General features: G+C 44.9%; 22 protein-coding genes. 17 read left to right on the forward strand and 5 right to left on the reverse strand.

The annotated features are described in order from the left end of the window. The first annotated feature begins 12 nt into the window (after window positions 1-12). Genes Q4Q54_RS11055 through Q4Q54_RS11070 form a run of 4 tightly spaced genes read left to right on the forward strand, consistent with a single transcriptional unit; the run spans window position 13 to window position 3,290 of the window. Complete coding sequence (locus tag Q4Q54_RS11055) at window positions 13-1,011, forward strand: hypothetical protein (protein WP_311988460.1); 999 nt, start codon at window positions 13-15, stop codon at window positions 1,009-1,011. Then, complete coding sequence (locus tag Q4Q54_RS11060) at window positions 1,011-1,295, forward strand: hypothetical protein (protein WP_311988461.1); 285 nt, start codon at window positions 1,011-1,013, stop codon at window positions 1,293-1,295. Before Q4Q54_RS11055 ends, Q4Q54_RS11060 begins: the two co-directional genes overlap by 1 nt. Next, the gene (locus Q4Q54_RS11065; protein ID WP_311988462.1) at window positions 1,292-3,052 is read left to right on the forward strand and encodes a hypothetical protein; all 1,761 of its coding nucleotides are present in this window, start codon (window positions 1,292-1,294) and stop codon (window positions 3,050-3,052) included. The genes Q4Q54_RS11060 and Q4Q54_RS11065 overlap by 4 nt, the downstream gene beginning before the upstream one ends. A 25-nt stretch (window positions 3,053-3,077) precedes the next feature. Further along, on the forward strand, window positions 3,078-3,290 hold the full coding sequence (locus tag Q4Q54_RS11070) for a hypothetical protein (RefSeq protein WP_311988463.1): 213 nt from the start codon (window positions 3,078-3,080) through the stop codon (window positions 3,288-3,290). Here the strand turns inward: Q4Q54_RS11070 and Q4Q54_RS11075 are convergent, their stop codons facing one another. Together Q4Q54_RS11075 and Q4Q54_RS11080 are read right to left on the reverse strand one after the other, a co-directional pair. After that, window positions 3,291-4,445: a hypothetical protein gene (locus Q4Q54_RS11075; RefSeq protein ID WP_311988464.1), complete on the reverse strand. Its 1,155-nt coding sequence runs from the start codon at window positions 4,443-4,445 to the stop codon at window positions 3,291-3,293. Further along, complete coding sequence (locus Q4Q54_RS11080; protein WP_311988465.1) at window positions 4,445-5,509, reverse strand: site-specific integrase; 1,065 nt, start codon at window positions 5,507-5,509, stop codon at window positions 4,445-4,447. The genes Q4Q54_RS11075 and Q4Q54_RS11080 overlap by 1 nt, the downstream gene beginning before the upstream one ends. 121 nt (window positions 5,510-5,630) lie before the next feature. Here Q4Q54_RS11080 and dusA point away from each other — a divergent pair, with 121 nt between their 5' ends. From dusA to Q4Q54_RS11095, 3 genes are all read left to right on the forward strand, one after another. Further along, the gene (gene dusA, locus Q4Q54_RS11085; protein ID WP_311988466.1) at window positions 5,631-6,650 is read left to right on the forward strand and encodes a tRNA dihydrouridine(20/20a) synthase DusA; all 1,020 of its coding nucleotides are present in this window, start codon (window positions 5,631-5,633) and stop codon (window positions 6,648-6,650) included. Between the two features lie 209 nt (window positions 6,651-6,859). Beyond that, a complete protein-coding gene (locus Q4Q54_RS11090) occupies window positions 6,860-7,150 on the forward strand; it encodes a hypothetical protein (RefSeq protein WP_311988467.1) in 291 nt (96 codons plus the stop codon). 144 nt (window positions 7,151-7,294) lie between these two features. Continuing rightward, the gene (locus Q4Q54_RS11095) at window positions 7,295-7,495 is read left to right on the forward strand and encodes a PspC domain-containing protein (RefSeq protein WP_107946549.1); all 201 of its coding nucleotides are present in this window, start codon (window positions 7,295-7,297) and stop codon (window positions 7,493-7,495) included. Between the two features lie 137 nt (window positions 7,496-7,632). Here the strand turns inward: Q4Q54_RS11095 and Q4Q54_RS11100 are convergent, their stop codons facing one another. Beyond that, a complete protein-coding gene (locus Q4Q54_RS11100) occupies window positions 7,633-8,370 on the reverse strand; it encodes an enoyl-CoA hydratase (RefSeq protein ID WP_006083031.1) in 738 nt (245 codons plus the stop codon). Between the two features lie 33 nt (window positions 8,371-8,403). Between Q4Q54_RS11100 and Q4Q54_RS11105 the strand changes: the two genes are divergently transcribed. Genes Q4Q54_RS11105 through Q4Q54_RS11115 form a run of 3 tightly spaced genes read left to right on the forward strand, consistent with a single transcriptional unit; the run spans window position 8,404 to window position 10,606 of the window. Then, a complete protein-coding gene (locus tag Q4Q54_RS11105) occupies window positions 8,404-8,886 on the forward strand; it encodes a copper chaperone PCu(A)C (RefSeq protein WP_311988468.1) in 483 nt (160 codons plus the stop codon). A gap of 11 nt (window positions 8,887-8,897) precedes the next feature. Then, window positions 8,898-9,866: a DUF2333 family protein gene (locus Q4Q54_RS11110; protein ID WP_006083029.1), complete on the forward strand. Its 969-nt coding sequence runs from the start codon at window positions 8,898-8,900 to the stop codon at window positions 9,864-9,866. 2 nt (window positions 9,867-9,868) lie between these two features. Then, window positions 9,869-10,606 carry a TIGR04219 family outer membrane beta-barrel protein gene (locus Q4Q54_RS11115; RefSeq protein WP_006083028.1) on the forward strand — a complete coding sequence of 246 codons (738 nt, stop codon included), beginning with the start codon at window positions 9,869-9,871 and terminating at the stop codon, window positions 10,604-10,606. A gap of 90 nt (window positions 10,607-10,696) precedes the next feature. Here the strand turns inward: Q4Q54_RS11115 and tolC are convergent, their stop codons facing one another. After that, the gene (gene tolC, locus Q4Q54_RS11120; RefSeq protein ID WP_006086047.1) at window positions 10,697-12,004 is read right to left on the reverse strand and encodes an outer membrane channel protein TolC; all 1,308 of its coding nucleotides are present in this window, start codon (window positions 12,002-12,004) and stop codon (window positions 10,697-10,699) included. A 244-nt stretch (window positions 12,005-12,248) separates the two neighbouring features. Here tolC and nudF point away from each other — a divergent pair, with 244 nt between their 5' ends. From nudF to parC, 7 genes are read left to right on the forward strand one after another with little or no spacing between them, the layout of a single operon-like run. Next, a complete protein-coding gene (gene nudF / locus Q4Q54_RS11125; protein ID WP_006086045.1) occupies window positions 12,249-12,851 on the forward strand; it encodes an ADP-ribose diphosphatase in 603 nt (200 codons plus the stop codon). Window positions 12,852-12,857: 6 nt separating this feature from the next. Then, window positions 12,858-13,298, forward strand: coding sequence for a DUF1249 domain-containing protein (locus tag Q4Q54_RS11130; protein ID WP_006083025.1), 441 nt, complete (start codon window positions 12,858-12,860; stop codon window positions 13,296-13,298). 15 nt (window positions 13,299-13,313) lie between these two features. Beyond that, window positions 13,314-14,153, forward strand: a complete 840-nt coding sequence (gene cpdA, locus Q4Q54_RS11135; protein ID WP_311988469.1) for a 3',5'-cyclic-AMP phosphodiesterase — start codon at window positions 13,314-13,316, stop codon at window positions 14,151-14,153. A 26-nt stretch (window positions 14,154-14,179) separates the two neighbouring features. Beyond that, the gene (locus tag Q4Q54_RS11140) at window positions 14,180-14,755 is read left to right on the forward strand and encodes a YqiA/YcfP family alpha/beta fold hydrolase (protein WP_311988470.1); all 576 of its coding nucleotides are present in this window, start codon (window positions 14,180-14,182) and stop codon (window positions 14,753-14,755) included. Window positions 14,756-14,811: 56 nt separating this feature from the next. After that, window positions 14,812-16,698, forward strand: a complete 1,887-nt coding sequence (gene parE / locus Q4Q54_RS11145) for a DNA topoisomerase IV subunit B (protein ID WP_006083022.1) — start codon at window positions 14,812-14,814, stop codon at window positions 16,696-16,698. A 54-nt stretch (window positions 16,699-16,752) separates the two neighbouring features. Continuing rightward, complete coding sequence (locus tag Q4Q54_RS11150; protein ID WP_006083021.1) at window positions 16,753-17,925, forward strand: PQQ-dependent sugar dehydrogenase; 1,173 nt, start codon at window positions 16,753-16,755, stop codon at window positions 17,923-17,925. Beyond that, window positions 17,918-20,194, forward strand: coding sequence for a DNA topoisomerase IV subunit A (parC, locus tag Q4Q54_RS11155; RefSeq protein ID WP_006083020.1), 2,277 nt, complete (start codon window positions 17,918-17,920; stop codon window positions 20,192-20,194). The genes Q4Q54_RS11150 and parC overlap by 8 nt, the downstream gene beginning before the upstream one ends. 174 nt (window positions 20,195-20,368) lie before the next feature. Here parC and Q4Q54_RS11160 read toward each other — a convergent pair whose 3' ends face one another. Further along, on the reverse strand, window positions 20,369-21,418 hold the full coding sequence (locus tag Q4Q54_RS11160; RefSeq protein ID WP_063882254.1) for a porin: 1,050 nt from the start codon (window positions 21,416-21,418) through the stop codon (window positions 20,369-20,371). Between the last annotated feature and the right edge of the window lie 202 nt (window positions 21,419-21,620).

Genomic DNA, 21,620 nt, shown 5'->3' on the forward strand with positions numbered 1-21,620 from the left:
TAGGGGTATGCAATGGGATTACCAGTAACTGTTTATCGATGGGATGATGCGGGGGCACCGCAACTCACTACCAACCGTAAACCATCCGAGATCATTAACATACTAAACAAATGTTTGGTTGATGGTTATGGTACTAAAGCTGCATTAGGTTGGACAAAAGAATTTGAAGATGTTGTCACTCAAAAGGTCGTCTTTAGAAATTCACCAACAACAGGTAGCGGTGGTTTTGCAAGGTTTGCTAGTTACACAGGTGCTGATACTAACGCAACAGTAATGCAGCTCCGCACAGGTTTATCCATGACAGATATAGACACGTTTGTTAAAGAAACATCGTATCAGCGTGGTATTTCTATTGCGGCATTCGTATCGGTACAGTGGTTCCTAATAGGTACATCATCTGCATTTTATTTCATGATATCGGCATCCAATAATAGCAAAGTTGCAGGTATCACTTTGAATTTGGAAAGGGGTTGTTTTGTTGGTGATTTCAAACCATACCTACCCGCCGACCAATGTACATTCATGGCAATTGCCGACAATACGAACGGTGCACAGTCAGGTCAAAATATAAGTTATGATGCTGCATTCCATGCCAATTTTTACAACCCGACCCCCGTATCGGGTAGCTGGAGTTATGCAACATTCAAACTGTATGGTGCAGATGGTAGTAATGACGTTAAGAACTATCACTGCAATAGTTCATTACTCATTACCACAGATAACTCACCGAACTCAATGCCACCCCAAATGGGACTATTCTGTGTGGCAAATATAGCTATGTCATCGGCAGCGGTTAATTCCAGCGTTACTGACTCTGACGGTATACGTGTGAGAAACAGTGTAAAAACTCCCACAATTCGCGGTGAGCTTCCGGGTATGAAGATAGAAGTTATGCAGCGTTATACTAGCGAAAACTGGCCTGTAACTGAAAACATTGAGGGTGCAGATCATTGGTTGTTGCGCACAGGTACATACACCGCAGGGTTGTGGATCAATATGGAGGAATGGTAATGCTATTAATTACACATTTGAAATCCAGCATGGCACCCTTCAACATTGCACAACTTGTATTGGATTTAGACTCACTTGCTGAACGCTATATGATTGCAGACCGCAAGTCTGGTGAGGTTCTAGTGAGTCAACGTGTTGATAAAAAAACAGTTGTATGTCCATTGAACTATGCAACCAGCAATAATCTGTTTATTGTAATGCTTGATGATGATATGGACTACAACGCTGCAATTGCTGATGGAGTAAGACCTGAGATAGTTGAAGCAATCGCGGCGGGTTTATGACCACTGTCATTTTGCGATTTACCAAGCCTTGGAAAAATTACACATCACCTGTCAGGCTTAGGTTTGTTGACACACCTGTTATTGTTGATAACTCATTTGGTATCGAGTGTGGATTCAGTTGGTTCACGCTCGCTGCCGTCGAACAAGCGTTAATGTTGGCCGAGTTCGCTAGTGATATTGAATCAAAAATTGAGTCACCTTGGCTAAACTACAACTTAAGTGAAGTTAATATCAGTTCAGCGTGGGCTTCAAATGTAGCCAATGATTCGCTGTCGCAGATCCATTGGCTGAATAATGATGAAGTTCGAACTGACACCAGCGTTAATTGGTCGCTGCCAATCGATCACCAAATCACATTAAGCGTTAACTGGGTTGTGCCTGATGAGCATCAAATACAATCCTCAATCAACTGGTTGGATATTGCCGCGCACCAGTTACACACTGCAGTCGCATGGATAGATGGCCAAGACCAAGAAAGCCCCTTGATTATTCAGTACCGCGGCATTGTGGTCGATGATGAAAAGTCGATTAAATGGGGCTTCCACGAACCGCGCTGGGTTTGCTCAACCAAGTACCGCCCACCTGTTGGTAAGCTCACACTTCGATTCAATGAACCATTATCTACACAACCAAACCCTATTGTTTTACGGTTCACAGCATCACCGAATTATTGCTACTGGGACGATGGCGGCGGCCTCATTGATGCTAACCCACCATTACCCAATATCGATTTTAAAATCCCGATTGAACCACAAATCCGCAGGTACTACTTAATGCAGCCAACGATCACATGCGTGCGAGTATCAGACAGTTTACCGATTGTGATCACCAGTGTGAGCATTAGCCAAAGCCGTGGGCAGTGGGCGAGGTCGGTTAGCATTGAGTTCTCAAGCCGTATCGATGCGCAGCGTGCTCACAATGAGCTATTGCTGATCACCATCAACGGTTATGAGTTTTATGCCATTGCCGAGCAGCCAAGCGCCAGTAAAGCCTTTGGGATTGAAACCCACAGCAGCACTGGCCGTTCGCGTGCCGCAGAGCTGTCATCGCCTTATCGTTTGCCTATCAGCTACACCAACACCGTCTTGCGCAGCCTTGGCGGTATTATCGCTGATCTGTTGCAAAACACAGGCTGGACTGCAGAGCTAAGTGGGATACCAGATTTTAGCGTCCCTGCAGGCGCGTTCAGCGTCGGTAACAAGTCACCGATTGACGCGATTAACGAAGCAGCAAGCCAATTGGGCTGCATGATCTTAGCGGATGATGCCACCCGCAAATTGACGATCATTCCGCGCTGGCCAACCGTGCCTTGGGAAATGACAACAGCGGTACCGGACCTGACAGTGCACGATGCTGTGATCACCAATTACAGCGAGTCAGTCTCCCGCAATCCATTGTGTGATGTGGTTTGGTTGCGGGGCGAACAACAGGGGATTAGCGCTAAGGTGAAACGCACCGGCAGCGCGGGCAATATTCCTGCTGCTGACATTAGCGCCCAGTTGATCGTAGATAACCAAGCGGCGCGCATCGCTGGCACCAATGCGCTGGCAGATACAGGCGACAAGCTGAATGTCACGCTATCCTTGCCCGTTATGGTTGATTTGCCACCTGCAATGCCTGGCATGTTGATTGGTATTCGTGAAGGTGCCGAAGTCTTTAAAGGAACGTGTGACAGTTGGAGCATCCGCGCTAGCGTCAGTGATCGCGGTGATATCGATATCGAACAATCCATTACAGTGATCCGCTCAATCGCGTAACTCTGCTAACAGCCAGCGAGGCACCATGCTTAAACAACTTCAAACAGCGTTAGTATTGCCACGGATGATCATGACTGTAGCCATCGTAAACGCCGATGGCACTGTCACCGCCAGCAGTGCCAGCGGCCACACTATCCGCGCCATTGGATCGGGAACGGTAGGCGATCACATCTACGTACAAGATGGCAGGGTGCTAGGAACCGCACCCGATTTGCCATTTGTGGAGATGGAGGTTTAGCTAACGTCTTCGTCTTAGATTTAAAAAATCTTCAAAGCTATTGTCTTCGTAAGAATCGGAAAAAGCTTTTTTTAGTTTTCTTATATTTTCAATATCATATTGTTCTATACTAAGCTGAACAATTTCTCTGTCCCACTGTTCTAATGTAGACTTCATATCTGATTTATTATGAAGAATATCCAAATCAAAAAACAATCCTTTATTAATGTGATTTTTAAACTCAATTTGTAAATCTGCTAATTCCTTTAAACCTTTAAATGTTGGTGTTGTGTGTATTGCGTCACAGTTGCCTAGATAATATTCCTCTAGTTTGTATGAGGTGATATTTCCATATGTATCAGGTTTAATGGATATTTCACGCCCACTAAATGAACTTAGCGAATTTATTAGTAATTCAATATTATCTATAGTGCCGCACAGATTGAAAATATTTACCCCAGTATTTCCATTGAATTTATTACTGTCTTTAATATCACCAATAACAGCGCTTTCAATACAGAATAAGTTTAGTTTCTTTAATATGTTTTTTAGTTTCAAAACAAGATTTTCTGGCGTGTAATTTTTCATATCAGGGTTGTAGGCTGCATTATATAGAACTGCAAACTCATCTTCTAATTCAAATATAAAACAAACTCCACTGCTATCTGATTCACTTTTAAATGAAACATAGTTGCTATTATTTTTTGGAAAGATTTTCTTATAAAGAATACGTTTGTTTACTCTGAATCTAGAACTTGCCTCAAATTCCAAAAGCATATCTTCGAACTGTTTTTGATGTGATAAATATAATTGAAACTTGAGAATTTTTGCTTCTTCCGCCCATTTGTCCAATTGTTTACTTTCAAATTCAGCCTGCTTTTTCGATTGCTCTAGTATCTGTTTTTGTTGAATTTTGAATTGATTAATTGCCAGTAACATAACTCCAACTGTACCTACCGCCCCCAGAAGCGAAGATGCTCCTGATAACAGTGAGCCAAATGCAGACCAATCATTAGGGAGATTTGAAATGGCTTTAAACCCATCATAGAAGGCCCTAAATTTAATAGCATAGGTAATTAAAATGACTGCAAAGATGCCAATACCTACATAAGCCGCCATTTTTAGCCATTTTAACCAACGGTCAATTTCCAATATTGAATTGCCTTCGTTTTTCATCAAACATCCTTATCATGCAATCGTTTAGGGAATAACTCGGTATACACTTGCCATAATGTATTGATATTTCTGTGTCCCGTCACTTGCGCCACTTCATCAATGCTATAGCCTTTCTCAAATAGCCGACTGGCACCTTCACGCCTTAGGTCGTGATAGCGTAAATCTTCAATGCCCAATTCGTTACGCACCCGCTGAAACCCTGCAGTAACGCTGCGCTCATTGTAGGGGAAAACCCGTGCATCATTCCTCGGCTGCTTTTGCAGTATCTCCCACGCCCCACCCAACATAGGCACTAACATGTGATTACCTGCTTTTTTGCGCGGATCCTTACGGTCACGAACGATTACTGCCTTTTGTGCCTCATCTACATCAGCCCATGTAATCCGGCACACTTCACCAATACGCATGCAACTCAGTATCGAGAAATCCAGCAAATCAATATAAGGGATATGTGCAGCCCGTTGATCTGCTCTTGCAGCTAATCCAACTTTTAACCTCTCAATCTCATCTGTTGTCGGCCTGCGCGAACGCTTGCCCGATTTAGCGATCAAGTCTTGGCTATAAAGTGCATCGTAAGCTTCGATAACCGAAATTTGTGAAACCTCATGCCCAAAGTTTGATTTAGCGATTCGTAGCAGCCATCGGATCACGCTTACATCAACTGCAATGGTAGATGGCCCTGTGCCTGCACTGCGACGCAATTTACAGTGTTCGATGATGTGGTGCGGCTTAATATCAGTCAGATTCAATTTAGCAATATCGCAATCCGATAACAGCCGTAAACAAAAGCGCTTCGAACGACCAATGCTGCTGTCGATGTTTTCATCTGTCAGGGCTTTGCTGATGATGCTGCCCAATGTAATAGGAGCCGTATCCTCAGTAGCAAACCCGTTTGACTCAATATCAATCACCCGATCTTTACCCCATGCCTCGGCAGCGGCATATTTGGTAAAGGTACGTTGCTCCGTGTATAATATTTTGCCGTTTTTCTTTACACGAACTAGGCAGCGATGCCGCACAGTACCGTCGGCTTTTTCACGTTTTTGAATGCTATAAGATGCCATGTTTTTTGGTTCCCCGAACCCCTCAGTCCAATCCATTGTGGATCACTATAGGTTCCCCGAGCAATGCAAAACATGCAAAAACGTACAAAAATTAGCAAAAATATTAACTTTTCGGATTGTAATGAATTTAGATAAAACCCAGCAACACCAAGGTTTAGCGCCTAAAACCCTCGATAGAACCTTTTCCATTGCGCCCATGCTGGATTGGACTGACCGCCATTACCGTTATTTTGCGCGTTTGATGTCGGCTAATGCATTGTTGTATACGGAAATGGTGACGACTGGGGCGATATTGCATGGTCGTGGGGATTACTTGGCATATAACCAAGAAGAACATCCTTTGGCGTTGCAGTTAGGTGGCTCTAATCCTGTCGATTTAGCGCGTTGCGCTAAACTCGCGGCTGAGCGTGGCTACGATGAAGTGAACCTCAATGTGGGTTGTCCTTCCGATCGAGTGCAGAATGGTCGCTTTGGCGCGTGTTTGATGGCTGAACCTGAATTAGTGGCTGAGTGCGTTGATGCCATGAAGCAAGTGGTTGATATTCCTGTGACTGTTAAGACACGTATCGGGATTGATGAGCAAGACAGTTATGCGTTTTTAACCCAGTTTATCGATGTGGTCAGTGCAAAAGGGTGTACGGATTTTACTATTCATGCCCGTAAGGCTTGGCTTCAAGGCTTGAGTCCGAAAGAGAATCGCGAGATCCCGCCGCTCGATTATGAGCGTGTATATCAACTCAAGCGCGATTATCCCGCGCTCAATATTGGTATTAATGGCGGGGTCACCACACTTGAGCAAGCGCAACTCCATTTAGCGCAGCTCGATGGCGTGATGATGGGACGCGAGGCCTATCAGAATCCTTATATTCTGGCGCAGGTGGACCAAGTTTTATGTGGCAGCCCAAAAGCGGTGATCAGCCGTGAGGATGTGATTGAGGCAATGTTGCCTTATATCGAAGCACATTTGCTGTCGGGTGGGCGACTTAATCATATTACTCGCCATATGATAGGGTTATTCCAAGGTTTACCGGGTGCCCGTGCGTGGCGTCGTTATTTGAGCGAAAATGCCCATAAAAACGGCGCTGGGATAGAAGTGGTAAAGCAGGCTTTTCAGAATATTCAGGCTGAAGTTACAGAGTAATTCCACTCGACTTAAAAGATGGTGAAATTTACTAATTTGAGTAGTATTTTTCACCACTTGTTATTTTCCAATCCATCCCTATATCTCATCTTATCCACATAAAATTTTTTTAAATGATTAAAATCATAGTCTTAAAAATATTTTTATAAGTTGGCACGCAGTTTGTAATACTCCTTTCGTCAAGTTAATTAATCGAAAGGGATGCCATCATGTTTACGTTAACCATTAAAAAATCAGTACAAATGAGTGTGTTATTAGGTGCGTTAGTCGGTAGCGTTGCAGTACACGCAGAAGCCGCGCCAATATCGGATGTTGTCGGAACCATTGAGCAAACGCTAACTACCCAAACACAAGAAATGTTAGTCAGTGCTAAGCATGAGTTTGTGATGTCATTGCAAACACAACTCGCTGAAAGTATTTATGACTTCAACAGTCAACTTGGCTTAAGCGCTGAGAATGAAGGTGAGTCGGCAAGTGCCGATGAATATAGCGCTAAGTAGGGGATCTGCTTATGTGGTTTGTAGCACCTTTAATGACTTTGCTACTGTTACCTGTAATTAGTCTTGCGTTGTTTTCAGGCATTATTTGCTGGTTTCAGTGGCATAGTGATAAATAAATTACAATCAATTGAGTCGAGGTTTGAGATGAAACGAGTAAAAGCACGTATGGAGAGCCCAGAGCGATTAGTGTGTGGTGTTGCCGCTGGTATGGCATGGAAATTTGGTTGGTCTTGCTTTTTGACTCGAGTGGTGTGGGCTGGCGCGACGGTATTTATGCCTGGCGTGAGTTTGTTGATTTACTTTGTTTTAGCACTGTTAGTTGATCAATGGAAAAGACCCGTTTAAGCCCGCAGTGATACTTATATTTGAGGCTTGTCTTGATTGAAAAATTGAAAGAATATTTTAAAAAATAGGGTGTTAAACCTATCAACAAGAGGGCACTTTGACCCTCATGCGACATGTATGTGCATACTGCTTGCAGACTACTTCTTCAAAAAAGCCTGAAATCTGCTCTTGGCTTCATCACTTTTTAGCCTAGCGCTAAATTGTTCTAATTCTTGATGCATTTGGTGTTGTACACGATTTTTATGCGGACGCATTAATTGACGTGTGATTTGTAGGGCTTGTGGCGGTTGATTTGCCAACTTTTTAGCCTGAGACAATGCATAACTGAGTAGGTCTTCATGGGCCACAATTTCGTTGATCATATTGAGTCTGTGGGCCGTCTCGGCATTAAAACTTTCGCCGAGTAGCAATAGCTCTGCCGCTTTTTGATAACCCACGAGTTCAGGTAACAGTAGGCTAGCCCCCGCTTCTGGCACCAGTGCTAAGTTGACGAAGGGCAGTTGAAACTTCGCCGTGTTATCGGCGTATACCAGATCGCAGTGCAGTAGTACGGTAGTGCCAATGCCGACGGCGGCGCCAGAAACGGCGGCAACCAGTGGTTTTTTGAGTTCCAGCAGGCAAAATAGGAAACGTACAGCGGGGTGATTTGGCCCTAAGTCACTATTTTTCAAAAAGTCTGCAACATCATTGCCTGAGGTGAAGCAATTATCTTGGCCATGGAGCATAAAGGCACGAATGTCGTTGTCTGCTTCACCTTCGATCAGGTATTCTGTCAGTTGTTTATACATATTAAGATCAAGTGCATTGCGTTTATCGGGGCGATTAAAGCTGATAATACGTACGCCCTGATCATCCTGAACCTGTATATGACTCATGGGTTGTTTCCTTTACGACGACATTGGGTAGACATGGAGTTTAAGACATTGAAACCAATATTCAAACAGCTGTTTAATTGTCTAGTTTTATCTTGTGCATCATTTTCAGCGTTGGCGAGCGTGATAGTGACAGAAGGCCATGTACGCGCCATGCCTGAGACAGTACCAAATACTGCCGCTTACTTTACGCTTGAAAACCACACAGATAAAGCGGTTCGTCTTATCGGCGTCAGTACTAATGTGGCAAAGGATGCCCAATTACACACTATTATCGAAGACCAAGGCATGGTGAAGATGCGCCATGTTGAAGGTTTTGATATCCCATCCCATGGCGCATTAACGTTAACGCCGTCAGGGGATCACGTCATGTTGCTAGGTTTAAAAGCGCCATTGGTGTTAGAGCAGCAAGTTGAACTGCAATTAGAGTTTGACGATGGCGAGAAAATGGCGATTACACTGCCTGTCAGTAAAGAAGCAGAAAACGCCGCAGAGCAAGAGCATCATCACCATCATTAAGGAGTCGCTTGATGCAAATTACATGGAAAAAAGTTACCGGTGTCGGTTTATTTTTAGTATTAATCGGTTATGGCCTGAGTGTATGGTGGAGTATCGAGCCCGATCCTATCAATCCTCAACAATTGACGGCTACCGATAAAAATGTGGTCGGATACGCAACCACCACTTCGCTGATCCTCACGGTCGAAACATTACTGGATAAGCAAGGCGGTTGGTTATCAAACGATGTGATGCCACCTTCTATCTTTATGGATAACATGCCCGCATTTGAATACGGCGCATTAGAACAAGCCCGCGATTTAGCCTTGATTATGCGTAAAGAGTTTAGTCGCTCGCAGTCTCAATCGGCAGCGGATAAAGATTTAGGCGAAGCCCAATCTAAGCTCAATATCGATCACACGAGCTGGTTAGTGCCAAGTGCTGAAAGCGAATACCGCGATGCCATTAAATTGCTGAAGCTGTACCGTGCTCGCATGATGGACCCTAACAATCAAGATGCACAGTTTTATGCCCGCGCCGACAACCTCAATGAATGGTTGAAAGAAGTGCAGAAGCGTCTGGGCAGCATGTCACAACGTTTATCGGCCAGCGTTGGCCAAGAGCGTTTAAATACCGACTTAGCCGGCGATAATGCGGCGCGTCAATCCACACCTAACTTGGCAAGCCATCAGGTGAAAACCAGCTGGTGGAAAATTGATGATGTTTTCTATGAGAGTCGTGGTGCTTCATGGGCCTTGCTGAACTTTATGCGCGCCGTTGAAGTCGATTTTGCCGACGTCTTAAAGAAGAAAAATGCTGAAGTGAGCCTAAGACAGATCATTCGTGAACTGGAGGCGACTCAGCAAACTGTCTGGAGCCCTGTTGTGCTTAATGGCAGCGGTTTTGGCTTAGTCGCTAATCATTCATTGGTTATGGCTAACTATGTGTCGCGTGCGAATGCCGCGGTGATTGATTTAACGAACTTGCTATCTCAAGGTTAATTATGAAAAAAACTCTCCTCGCCAGTGCGGTATTAGGATTATGCATGGCCACATCAGCCCAAGCGGCCACTGTGGTCGGTTTCACAATTGGCGGTGACTACTGGCGCGCCGATACTAGCGGTACTTTTGCCGATAAAGGTCAACCACAGCAAACATTTGATTACAGTTCATCGGCTCAAGGTAGCTACTGGATTGCGGTTGAGCATCCATTGCCATTTGTCCCTAATATTAAAATCCGTGAAAATAGCTTAGATCAGAAAGGCAGCATGTCAGGTGCTGATTTCAACTTCAATGGTCATGATTTTAAAGGAAATGTGACTGCTTATACCGATCTAAGCAACACAGATTTCGTGCTGTATTACGAAATATTGGATAACGACATAGTGTCATTGGATCTCGGTGCTGCTTACAAGTTAATGAATGGCTCACTGCGCGTGCAAGACCCTGGTCACCCTGAAGAGAAAGATGTCGATAGCGGCATTGTAATGGGTTATGCCAGTACGCATGTGGGTATGCCTGGCTTAGGTTTGTACGGTTTTGCTGATTTGATGCAGGGCGTAAATGAATCAAGCGTTCACGACTATGCGATTGGTTTAGGCTGGCAGTTCGATGGTTTGGCTGTCGATACCCGTGTACGTGTAGGTTACCGTGAGTTTTTATTCGACGTGAGTAACTTCTCGGGTGTGAGTGCCGATACTAAATTTAAAGGTTACTTCGCAGGTGTTGAAATCAACTTCTAATCTGTTGATTTAGCGTTTGAGTATAAAAAAACCGCCTATCGGCGGTTTTTTTATCTGACAACTTTATATAGCTGAGAACCGAGAGTGAGATTACTCTGCAATTAAGCCATTGTTGATGGCAATCACGTCATCTTCATTCAATGTACCCGCTGCTTGCTTCAAGGCAATGACCGAGTTGATGTAGCTATAACGTGCATCTGATAATTTACGTTTTGAGTCGTACAAGTCACGAGTACGGTTCAATACGTCAACTATAGTACGCGTACCGACTTCGAAACCCGCTTGAGTGGCTTTCAGTGCACTTTCTGATGAAATAACCGATTGCTCATAGGCTTTGATTGAGCTGATAGAAGCGCCTACGTTGTTGTAGTTATTACGGACGTTTTTCACTACACCGCGGTAAACTTGCTCAAGTTTTTCACTCGCTTCAACATATTGAAATTGCGCTTGATTAACTTGTGAGCTCACTTTAAAGCCTTCGAAAATCGGAATGCTTAAGTTGACACCGACACTGACGTTATCAAAGTCAGGCTCATTGATATTACCGGTTTTTTGCTCAAGACCTTTGTTGTAACCTGCATTCAAGCTTAAAGAAGGCATGTGGCCTGCTTGATAAAGCTTAATGGTTTCTTGAGCGATATCTTTACCGATACGTTGAGTCATCAAATCGACGCTATTGGTTTCAGCAATCTTCAACCATTCGTTTGACGACGTTGGCGCTGGCGTAACGGCCGAGAAACGGTTGGTATCTAACACGTTAATTGTCTTGTGATCGATGCCAGTGATTTCACGTAAGGCTTCATAGCTATTAGCGAGTGTGTTTTCAGCTAAAATTTCAGTGGCTGAGGCTAAGTCATATTGAGCTTGGGCTTCATGCACATCGGTAATTGCGGTTAACCCCACTGCAAAACGTTGTTTAGTTTGTTCAAGTTGGCGTTCGATCGCGCGTTTTTCTGCACCTTGGAACTCGTAGTTGTCTTTCGCCGTTAATACGTTGAAATAGGCTGTAGTGATACGAGTAATCAGGTTTTGTAATGCTGAAGCATAGGCAGAATCAGCTTGAGAAGCGGCTTTCTCAGCAAGGCTTAAACCGACCCAAGCACTGTGATCATAGATAACTTGATTTAATTTCAGGCTACCTACTAGACCACTTGAATCATCCTTCGGATCATTCCAAGCTTTGTCGTAACCGACGTTTGCACTAATGGTTGGCAACAGCGGTGCACGGTTTTGTTCAATTTGTTCAAACAAACCATTACGCTGGGCTTGGGCTTGCAATACGAGCGGGTCGCTGGTCAGTGCTTGTTGATAAATTTGCAACAAATCATCTGCTTGCACCGCTGAAGCGGAAGCCGCAAGTGTTAATGCTGCGCATAAATTATGGATCTTAAATTTCATTTGCTGTCCTTATTAGACAAAATCCCCCCACGGAGGAATATTTTAACTTCGTTTAGACTAAGTAATGCCTTTACCAAGGCGGTTTGCGCTTCCCGACGCTTCCCGATACAGCTAAAACTTAATGACCTAGAGTCTAAGAACTCTGACACTTTCAAGTCAAATTCGAAGTGTAACAGATTTTATTTTAAAAATGTGCTCAAATTGCCTTGATTATAAGCGCAAATTTAACTTTTAAGGATAGAGTATGAAACCCCCTGTTTTTTCGCAAACGGATATTGAGATCTTAGAAAAAAAATCCCTATACCAAGGATTTTTCTCAATGGACGAATACACTTTCAAACATAAATTATTTGCTGGCGGCTGGAGCAAACCTGTCACTCGCGAAGTGTTTGAACGGGGTCATGCCGTGGTCGTTCTGCCCTATGATGCCAGACAAGATAAAGTGGTACTCATCGAACAGGTACGTTTTCCTGCATTAGCAACCACTAAATCTCCTTGGCTTCTCGAGTTGGTCGCGGGTATGATTGCGCCCGAAGAAACGCCTCTGGACGTTGCGCACCGCGAATTAATGGAAGAAACAGGCTTAGTTGCTAAGCAAATGCACAGCGTGAATAGTTATCTTGCCAGCCCAGGTGGCAGCACAGAACGCTTCTATTTCTATTGGGCCGATGTCGATTCTAACGACGCCCGTGGATTGCATGGATTAGCTGAAGAGCACGAAGATATTCGATTGCATGTCATGAGCCGTGAGCAAGCTTATAATAGTGTGGTTGCGGGCGAGATCGATAATGCGTCGACCGTCATTGGATTACAATGGTTACAATTAAACTATCAACAACTGGTTTAAGTTGGGATGAATTTGGCTACTTCGAGTCTAAAACAGCGCTATAAACCTAACGTCAGTGATTTTCTAGCACTGTGCGGGCGAAATTATGGTTACATGTTGAAATGGTTACCGTTAGAGATAGCTATCGGTGAGTCATGGCGACTCGAAGGTGAGTTTGGTATATTAGTAGTACGAATTTTAGAAAATACCAAATATACTCAATTAGTTGAGATATCTCGTCCCATCGCAATTAAGGAGTTTGTCAATACTCCCAAGGTGTTAGTGAGAATTTATCACGATGCTAAATTAGCAGAAGTGTTAACTGGTCAACAGATTTACCAATTACGCCCAGTGTATGATTATCCCAATGTCCGTATGTATCAAAGTGATGAAAAGTACCAGGTGAATGCATTCCTGGAAGAGTTATTAAAGATTGGTTACCACCATAGTGTCGTGTGCCAGTCTTAGAATTGGGTATTCAATGTGCTGAAAGAGGCTGTCTCTTACTCCATAGCTGAAGGGGAAAGCGTGCGTATCGTGCAAGTCACAGATCCGCATCTTTTTGCTGATCCTGAAGCTCAGCTATTAGGAGTCAATACTGGCAAGAGTTTTGCTGCCGTATTAAATACAATTAGAGCTGTGGACTATCCCGCTCATTTGATGCTTGCCACGGGTGACTTAAGTCAAGACTACTCGGCTGAGTCCTATCAGCAATTCGTGAAAGCCGTCACGCCTGTTGGTTTACCTTGCCATTATCTTCCAGGAAATCATGATGATCCGCGGATCATGTATCTGCACATGCAGGGGGAACAGATTTTTGGACAGCAGCGTATTCTGGCGGGAAACTGGCAAATCCTCATGTTGGATTCAACTGTGCGGGGAAAGCCCGGCGGCAATATGGCCGAGACTCAGTTCGAATTAATTGATAAAGCCATTGCCGCACATCCCGAATGCCACACTTTATTGGTGATGCACCACAATCCCATTGTCGTGAATTGCACTTGGCTGGATCAGCATTGCATGGACAATGGCGCTGAGTTTATCGCGCGAGTGGCAAAGTATCCGCAGGTCAAAGGATTGCTCTGGGGCCATGTGCACCAATGTATCGATACCCACCACAACGGCCCCCATGGCAGTATGCAGCTGATGGCGACACCTTCCACTTGTATTCAATTTAAGCCGTTATCGCCTTATTTTGCCTTGGATAGCGTCCAACCGGGTTATCGTTTGCTGGAGTTGAAAGCCGATGGTAGCATCAACACTAAAGTGTATCGCGTACCGGGTAACCATTTTTCCCCCGACAACAATTCAAGCGGTTATTAACGCGAATAACCGCAGCCTGAGGAAATATGCTGCTTTATATTCACGGATTTAATAGCTCACCCTTTTCAGATAAAGCTGTGATAACGGCTAAGTACATGGCGCAGCATCACCCGAGTGTGCTCTTTCATCAGCCGCAATTGCCCAATACACCCAAGGCAGCCATGGCGCTGTTAACCACTTATGTTGAGGCGGCTCTCGATGCCAAAGAGCCATTAGCTTACATAGGCTCATCGTTAGGCGGATATTTTGCCAGCTATTTAGCCGAAACTTATGGCGGCAAAGCAGTGTTAGTCAATCCAGCGGTAAAACCCTTTGAATTGTTTGATGAGTTTATGGGGCCGCAATTTAATCCCTATACCGAACAGCATTATCTTGTCGTGCCCGAGCATAAGCGGGAAGTTGCTGAATTTAATACGGCTGTTATCCGCAATCCGGATCGTTTTTTGGTATTATTGCAGACGGGTGATGAAGTGCTTGATTATCGCGAAGCGGTCAATAAGTACCATCACTGCCAATTGCGAATTGAAGCGGGAGGCGATCACAGTTTTGTTGGCTACGAATCGCATCTGCAAACTGTAAGCCAATTTTTACACTTACCTTGACAAACAGACATGCCGAGCCGCAACATGGCCGGATATAACAACCTATAGCGTGCCCTATGACGAATCAATACACCTCTGACGCCATTGAAGTTCTCAACGGACTCGATCCTGTTAAACGCCGTCCAGGTATGTATACCGACACCTCCAGACCGAACCATTTGGGCCAAGAGGTCATAGACAACAGTGTCGATGAAGCATTAGCGGGCCACGCGACCAAAATTGAAGTTGTTCTACATACAGATAACTCCCTCGAAGTCACCGATGATGGCCGTGGTATGCCGGTGGATATCCACCCTGAAGAAGGCATTCCTGGAGTCGAGTTAATCCTGACCAAATTGCATGCCGGCGGTAAATTTTCGAATAAAAACTACCAGTTCTCTGGCGGTTTGCATGGTGTGGGGATTTCAGTAGTTAACGCTCTGTCGCGCCGTGTTGAAGTGACAGTTCGCCGTGATGGCCAAGTGTATGATATCGCATTTGAAAATGGCTTTAAGGTTGAAGAGTTACGCCCAACGGGAACTTGTGGTCGTAGAAATACCGGGACCCGAGTGCATTTTTGGCCCGACGCCAGCTATTTTGATTCGGCTAACTTTTCTAATTCAAAACTGATTTATCTGCTGCGGGCTAAAGCGGTACTGTGCCCAGGCTTACGGATTAAATTCACCAACAAACAGACAAATGAAGTCCATGAATGGTTCTATGAAAGCGGCCTAACTGATTATTTGAAGGCGGCGATTGGCGATAATTTAAGGTTGCCAGATGAGCCGTTTGTCGGCTGTTTTAAGGGCCAGCTAGAAGCCGCTGATTGGGCGATTACTTGGTTGCCAGAAGGCGGTGAATCCATTGGAGAGAGTTATGTTAACTTAATTCCGACTCCGCTCGGTGGTACCCATGTGAATGGTTTCCGCCAAGGCTTATTGGAGTCAATGCGCGAATTTTGTGAATTCAGAAACTTAATTCCTCGCGGCATTAAACTTTCACCCGAAGACATTTGGGATCGCGCCGCATTTATTTTGTCGGTGAAGATGCAAGAACCGCAGTTTGCTGGCCAAACCAAAGAAAAGCTTTCTAGCCGTCAATGCGCTGCGTTTGTGTCTGGCGTAGTACGTGATGCCTTTTCACTCTGGTTGAACTCAAATACCGAACTCGCTGAATCGTTAGCCGAAATGTGCATTAATAATGCCCAGAGTCGGTTAAAGGCCGCCAAAAAAGTTGCCCGTAAAAAGGTGACTTCAGGGCCTGCACTGCCGGGTAAGCTGACAGACTGTAGTGGCCAAGATCCAATGCGCGGAGAGCTATTCCTCGTGGAAGGGGATTCTGCGGGTGGCAGTGCGAAACAGGCCCGCGATCGTGAGTTTCAAGCCATCATGCCGCTGCGTGGGAAAATCTTAAACACCTGGGAAGTTGATGCTTCCCAAGTATTAGCCTCGCAGGAAGTCCATGATATTTCAGTCGCAATTGGTTGCGATCCCGATAGTAGTGATATCTCAGAACTACGTTATGGCAAGATTTGTATCCTTGCGGATGCCGACTCGGACGGACTGCACATTGCTACCTTGTTATGCGCGCTATTTTTGAAGCATTACCGTATCTTGGTTGAACAGGGTCATGTGTATATTGCCATGCCGCCGTTGTTCCGTATCGATATCGGCAAAGAGGTGTATTACGCCTTAGATGAGGCCGAAAGAGCGGGGATTTTAGATCGCATTGCCGCTGAGAATAAAAAGGGTAAGGTACAAGTCACCCGCTTTAAAGGCTTGGGTGAGATGAATCCTTTACAACTTCGTGAAACAACGATGGATCCGAACACCCGTCGTTTAGTACAGTTGACCATAGATGATATCGAAGAGACAGATGCTTTGATGGATATGTTGCTCGCTAAGAAGCGTTCGCCGGACCGTAAAAACTGGCTTGAAGATAAGGGTGACATGGCTTTACTTTAATGTTGTGCACTATATTGCCGATAACAATAAAACATAGGCATAAAGAAAATTACAATGTTGTGTATTAAAACTAATAATTATAATTGCTTAAAGGTGTTTTCTGCCGGTTTTACGCTCCTAGCGAGTGTAACGTTATTGTTCTGCAATAGCGCCTTTGCGGGGTCCCAATCGATCATGATTACCGTCGCTAAGGGGTTTGGCTTATCGCTATATGCTTCGGATATTGGAGATGCTAAGCAAATGGCGATGGGCGCGAATGGCACTTTATTTGTCGGCTCCCATAAGAGCGGCACTATTCATGCTTTAGTCGATAGCAATCAAGATGGTCGTGTCGATAAGCGCTACGTGATAGCCAAAGGGCTTGAATCACCCGATGCGATTGCATTTCACAATGGCGACTTATATGTCGCCACTGAAAATCAGATAGTGCGCTTTGTTGATATTGAGCAAAGATTGCGCCGCCCGAGTCGACCCAAAGAAATCTACAGTGACTTGCCTTACTCTGAGAAGAAGAGTTCTCGGTCAATTAATTTTGGTCCAGATGGTCGCTTATACGTGTCTATTGGTGCGCCCTGTAATGTCTGTGAAGCGCCAGTGCCTTACAGCAGTATCATAGCAATCAATATCGATACTGGCGCGAGTGAGCAGATTGCGGCCGGTGTACGTGATGCGAGTGGGTTTGATTGGTCGCCGCTTGACGAAAAATTATGGTTTGCCGATCAAGGCCGTGATTGGATGGGAGATAACCTGCCACCCGATGAGATTAACCGCGTCGATGTGATAGGGAGTCATTATGGCTTCCCTTACTTACATGCCAGTACTGTGGTTGAGCCTGCCTATGAAAAGCCAAAAAATCTAAAAATCACGCTGCCAGTATATGAACTGCCAGCCCATGTTGCACCCACAGGGCTCGCATTTTATCGCGGCAGTCAATTTCCAAATATTTACCATAATCAGTTGTTTGTCGCCGAAAATGGCTCGTGGAATCGTTCGAGTAAAGTCGGTTACCAAGTGGTTATGCTTAAGATTGAAGATCAAAAAGTGGTGAGTCGTGAAACGGTTGTCAGTTTCCTTGACGGTGAATTTCCCGTCGCTCGTCCCTTTGCGCTGTTATCGGCAGCCGACGGTGCTATGTACATCTCAGATGATTTAAAAGGTAACGTGTATCGCTTGTTCTACAAGGGCGATAGTACTGAAGAACCACAGGAACTAGAAGAAAATGAGTGACGCTATCAAGTTAAGTCTCGATGGGGTAGAGCAAATGCCATTACGGCGCTTTACCGAAGAGGCTTATCTGAACTATTCCATGTACGTCATTATGGACCGAGCCCTGCCACACATTGGTGATGGGCTTAAACCGGTACAGCGTCGAATTATTTATGCGATGAGTGAGTTAGGTTTATCGGCTCAATCTAAGCATAAAAAGTCGGCCCGTACGGTCGGTGACGTATTGGGTAAATACCATCCCCACGGCGATAGCGCCTGTTATGAGGCTATGGTATTGATGGCGCAGCCATTCTCTTATCGCTATCCGTTAGTCGATGGTCAAGGTAACTGGGGGGCGCCCGATGATCCTAAGTCATTTGCGGCTATGCGTTACACCGAAGCGCGTTTATCTAAATTCTCAGAAGTGCTGCTCAGCGAGCTGGGGCAAGGCACGGTCGAGTGGGGCGCTAACTTTGATGGCACGTTAAAAGAGCCAAAAGTACTGCCGGCACGTTTACCGCATATTTTACTTAATGGTATTACCGGTATTGCCGTGGGCATGGCGACGGATATTCCGCCGCATAACGTCAGGGAATTAGTCTCGGCCTGCGTAGCATTGCTTGATGATCCTAAGCTTGAGCTCGAGCAATTGATGGCCTTTGTTCCTGGGCCAGATTATCCGACCGAAGCCGAGATCATTACCCCGTCTGCCGATATTGCAAAGATTTATGAATCGGGCCGTGGGTCATTAAGAGCGCGCGCGGTTTACACTGTCGATGGTGGTGAAATCATCATTACTGCGCTGCCGCATCAAGCCAGTAGCGGGAAAATTTTAGAGCAAATTGCCGGTCAAATGCAGGCGAAGAAATTGCCTATGGTGGCCGATTTACGCGATGAGTCGGATCATGAAAACCCTGTGCGGCTGGTGGTCGTGCCGCGCTCAAATCGTGTCGATTGCGATCAGTTAATGGCGCATTTGTTTGCTACCACGGATTTAGAAAAGAGCTTTAGAGTTAACTTAAACGTGCTGGGTCTCGATGGCCGTCCACGGGTTAAAGGGCTAAAAACCTTATTAACTGAGTGGTTAGAGTTCCGAGTCGACACGGTTAAACGTCGTTTGGAATACCGTTTAGATAAAGTCGTGTCGCGGTTACACATACTCGAAGCTTTGATGATCGCTTTCCTCAATATTGATGAAGTGATTGAGATTATTCGTTTTCACGATGAGCCTAAAGCCGAGTTAATGGCCCGTTTCTCACTCAGTGATAAACAAGCTGAATCGATCCTCGAGTTAAAGTTACGTCATTTAGCTAAGTTAGAAGAATTTAAGATCACGGCCGAGCAGAATGAGCTTGAAGCCGAGCGCGAGAAACTCGAGCAGTTATTGGGCTCAGAGCGTCGCTTGAAGACCTTGATCAAGAAAGAATTAATTCAAGATGCCGAAACCTACGGTGATGATCGCCGCTCTCCAATAGTGCTGCGCAACGAGTCTCGCGCCTTAACTGAACAAGAGTTAACGCCGACTGAGGCTGTGACAGTGGTCTTGTCTGAGAAAGGTTGGGTGCGTTGTGCTAAGGGCCATGATATCGATCCGTTATCGCTCTCCTATAAGTCTGGCGACCAATACTTGTGCAGTGCCATCGGGCGTAGTAATCAGGCGGCGGTGTTTATTGATTCGTCTGGGCGGGCATTTGCGACCGACAGTCATACTTTACCATCGGCACGCAGCCAAGGTGAACCTATCACGACTCGCTTCAATATGGCGCCTGGCGAAACCATGCAGCATGTATTGATGGGTGAGGAAGACCAATGTTATCTGTTGGCAACTGACGCGGGTTACGGTTTTATTTGCTCGTACAATGATATGGTGTCGCGTAATAAGGCGGGTAAGGCCTTGCTGAGTTTGCCGACAAACGCTAAGTCATTAACGCCTAAGTTGATTGATCGCACTAAGGAAATGTCGCTCTTGGCGATCACGAACGAAGGTCGAATGTTGTTGTTCTCCCTTGAAGCCTTACCGCAATTATCCAAGGGGAAAGGTAACAAGATTATCGGCATTCCTACGGAAAGAGCCAAGAACCGTGAAGAGCTGATGACGCACTTACAATTAGTGCCGAGTGATACGCCAGTCACCTTGTGGGCGGGTAAGCGCAAACTCACACTTAAGCCTAGCGATCTTGAGCATTATCGTGGAGAACGTGGTCGTCGTGGCGCTAAGTTGCCTAGAGGCTTACAACGTGTCGATAGCGTTGAATTAGGTGACGGCGGCGAGCCATTACCGAGCATTTAATATTTTGATGGACTCAATGCTATAAAGCATTGAAGACATAAATGAAAGCCACCTGAGTTTACTTGGTGGCTTTTTTGTTTTTATCGCCTGAGTCTCGACTGCTTTTAGATTCGAGACATAAAAAAACCTACTGTATCGCTACAGTAGGTTTTTAATTATCTCTTGGTTAAGAGATTAGAAGTCGTAACGTACGCCTACAGAGAATACGTTGTCATCTTGTAGATCTGTTTTAGCATTAGCAACAGTAAAATCACCACGGTACATAGCGTATTGGCCGTATACCATAGTTGATTTAGAAATGCGGTAGTCAGCACCTACGTTGAAGTTTTGGAAGCTGATATCATCAGCACCCTTAACTCCACCTAATTTAGTATAGGTACTACTTAAACCTGCATCGTCAGCGCCGTATTCAGCTTTCAGGTTTACACCGTTCAGATCGTAAGAAACGTTTACGAAGTACGTATTACCATCGATATCATTGTTGAGAATATCTTCAGAGTTTTGGAATAAGCCACCGATTTTGAATTGGCCTAATTTAACTTGAGCGACACCACGATAAGCATCAACACCAGCAATACCTTTGTTATAGGCTACAGCGACGTAGTAGTTTTGTGCTTTAAATGCTTTATCGCCTAAAGTTGCGCTTAATGCATATAGACTTTCAGACGTTTTTTTGTCTTTAATAGATTGATTATCATCAAAAAGATAAGTCGCGTTCAGTGTTACTAAACCAGCGATTTTTGGCGAGTAGTACCAAACACCATCAGCGCTACGGGTTTGTGCAGTCACTAAGCGATCGATATCGGCGTTAGTGTTACCGAAAATATCCACACCGCCTTCGGCTTGTTTGAATACTGTGTCGTTACGGCCAACTAATACACTACCAGCATTAGTTTTTAAACCTAAATAAGTATTACGTGCTTTTAGAACATCGCCAGAACTAGAAGTATTTTCAACTTCGAATTCCATTTGGTAAATAACATCATAACCATCAGCGATTTTTTCTGAGCCTTTAACACCTAAATGTGAAAAGTTATTTTCTAGATAAGTACCGCTTTCACCAAGATCTACATTATTAGTTGTGCCTTGTAGGGTAGCACCAGTGTCCGTGTTGGTTAAAGCAAGCTCTAAACGACCATAAAAGCTTGGGCCTTCGGCTAGCGCACCGAATGAAGCCAATGCCAATACTGATGCAACTGATGCAGAGATGAATGTCTTTTTCATGTTTTGTGCTCCCTCGAACCTAAGTTCTTTTCCATTTTTCATGGTTTTTGTGTGGTTTAACGCATTTGTCACCTGAGTCGGTAACAAAGTTGCCGCCGATTTTTACAGTTTTACGACTCGCAGGCTGTGGTGCAGATCATGTTTTTGGCTCTCCTTGTCCATATTCGGGCTATTTCTAGGATATTTCCTTATACCTTGACTG

Origin of the sequence: Shewanella sp. SP2S2-4 (assembly GCF_031932025.1) — a bacterium.
GTDB classification, from domain to species: Bacteria; Pseudomonadota; Gammaproteobacteria; order Enterobacterales; family Shewanellaceae; genus Shewanella; species Shewanella baltica.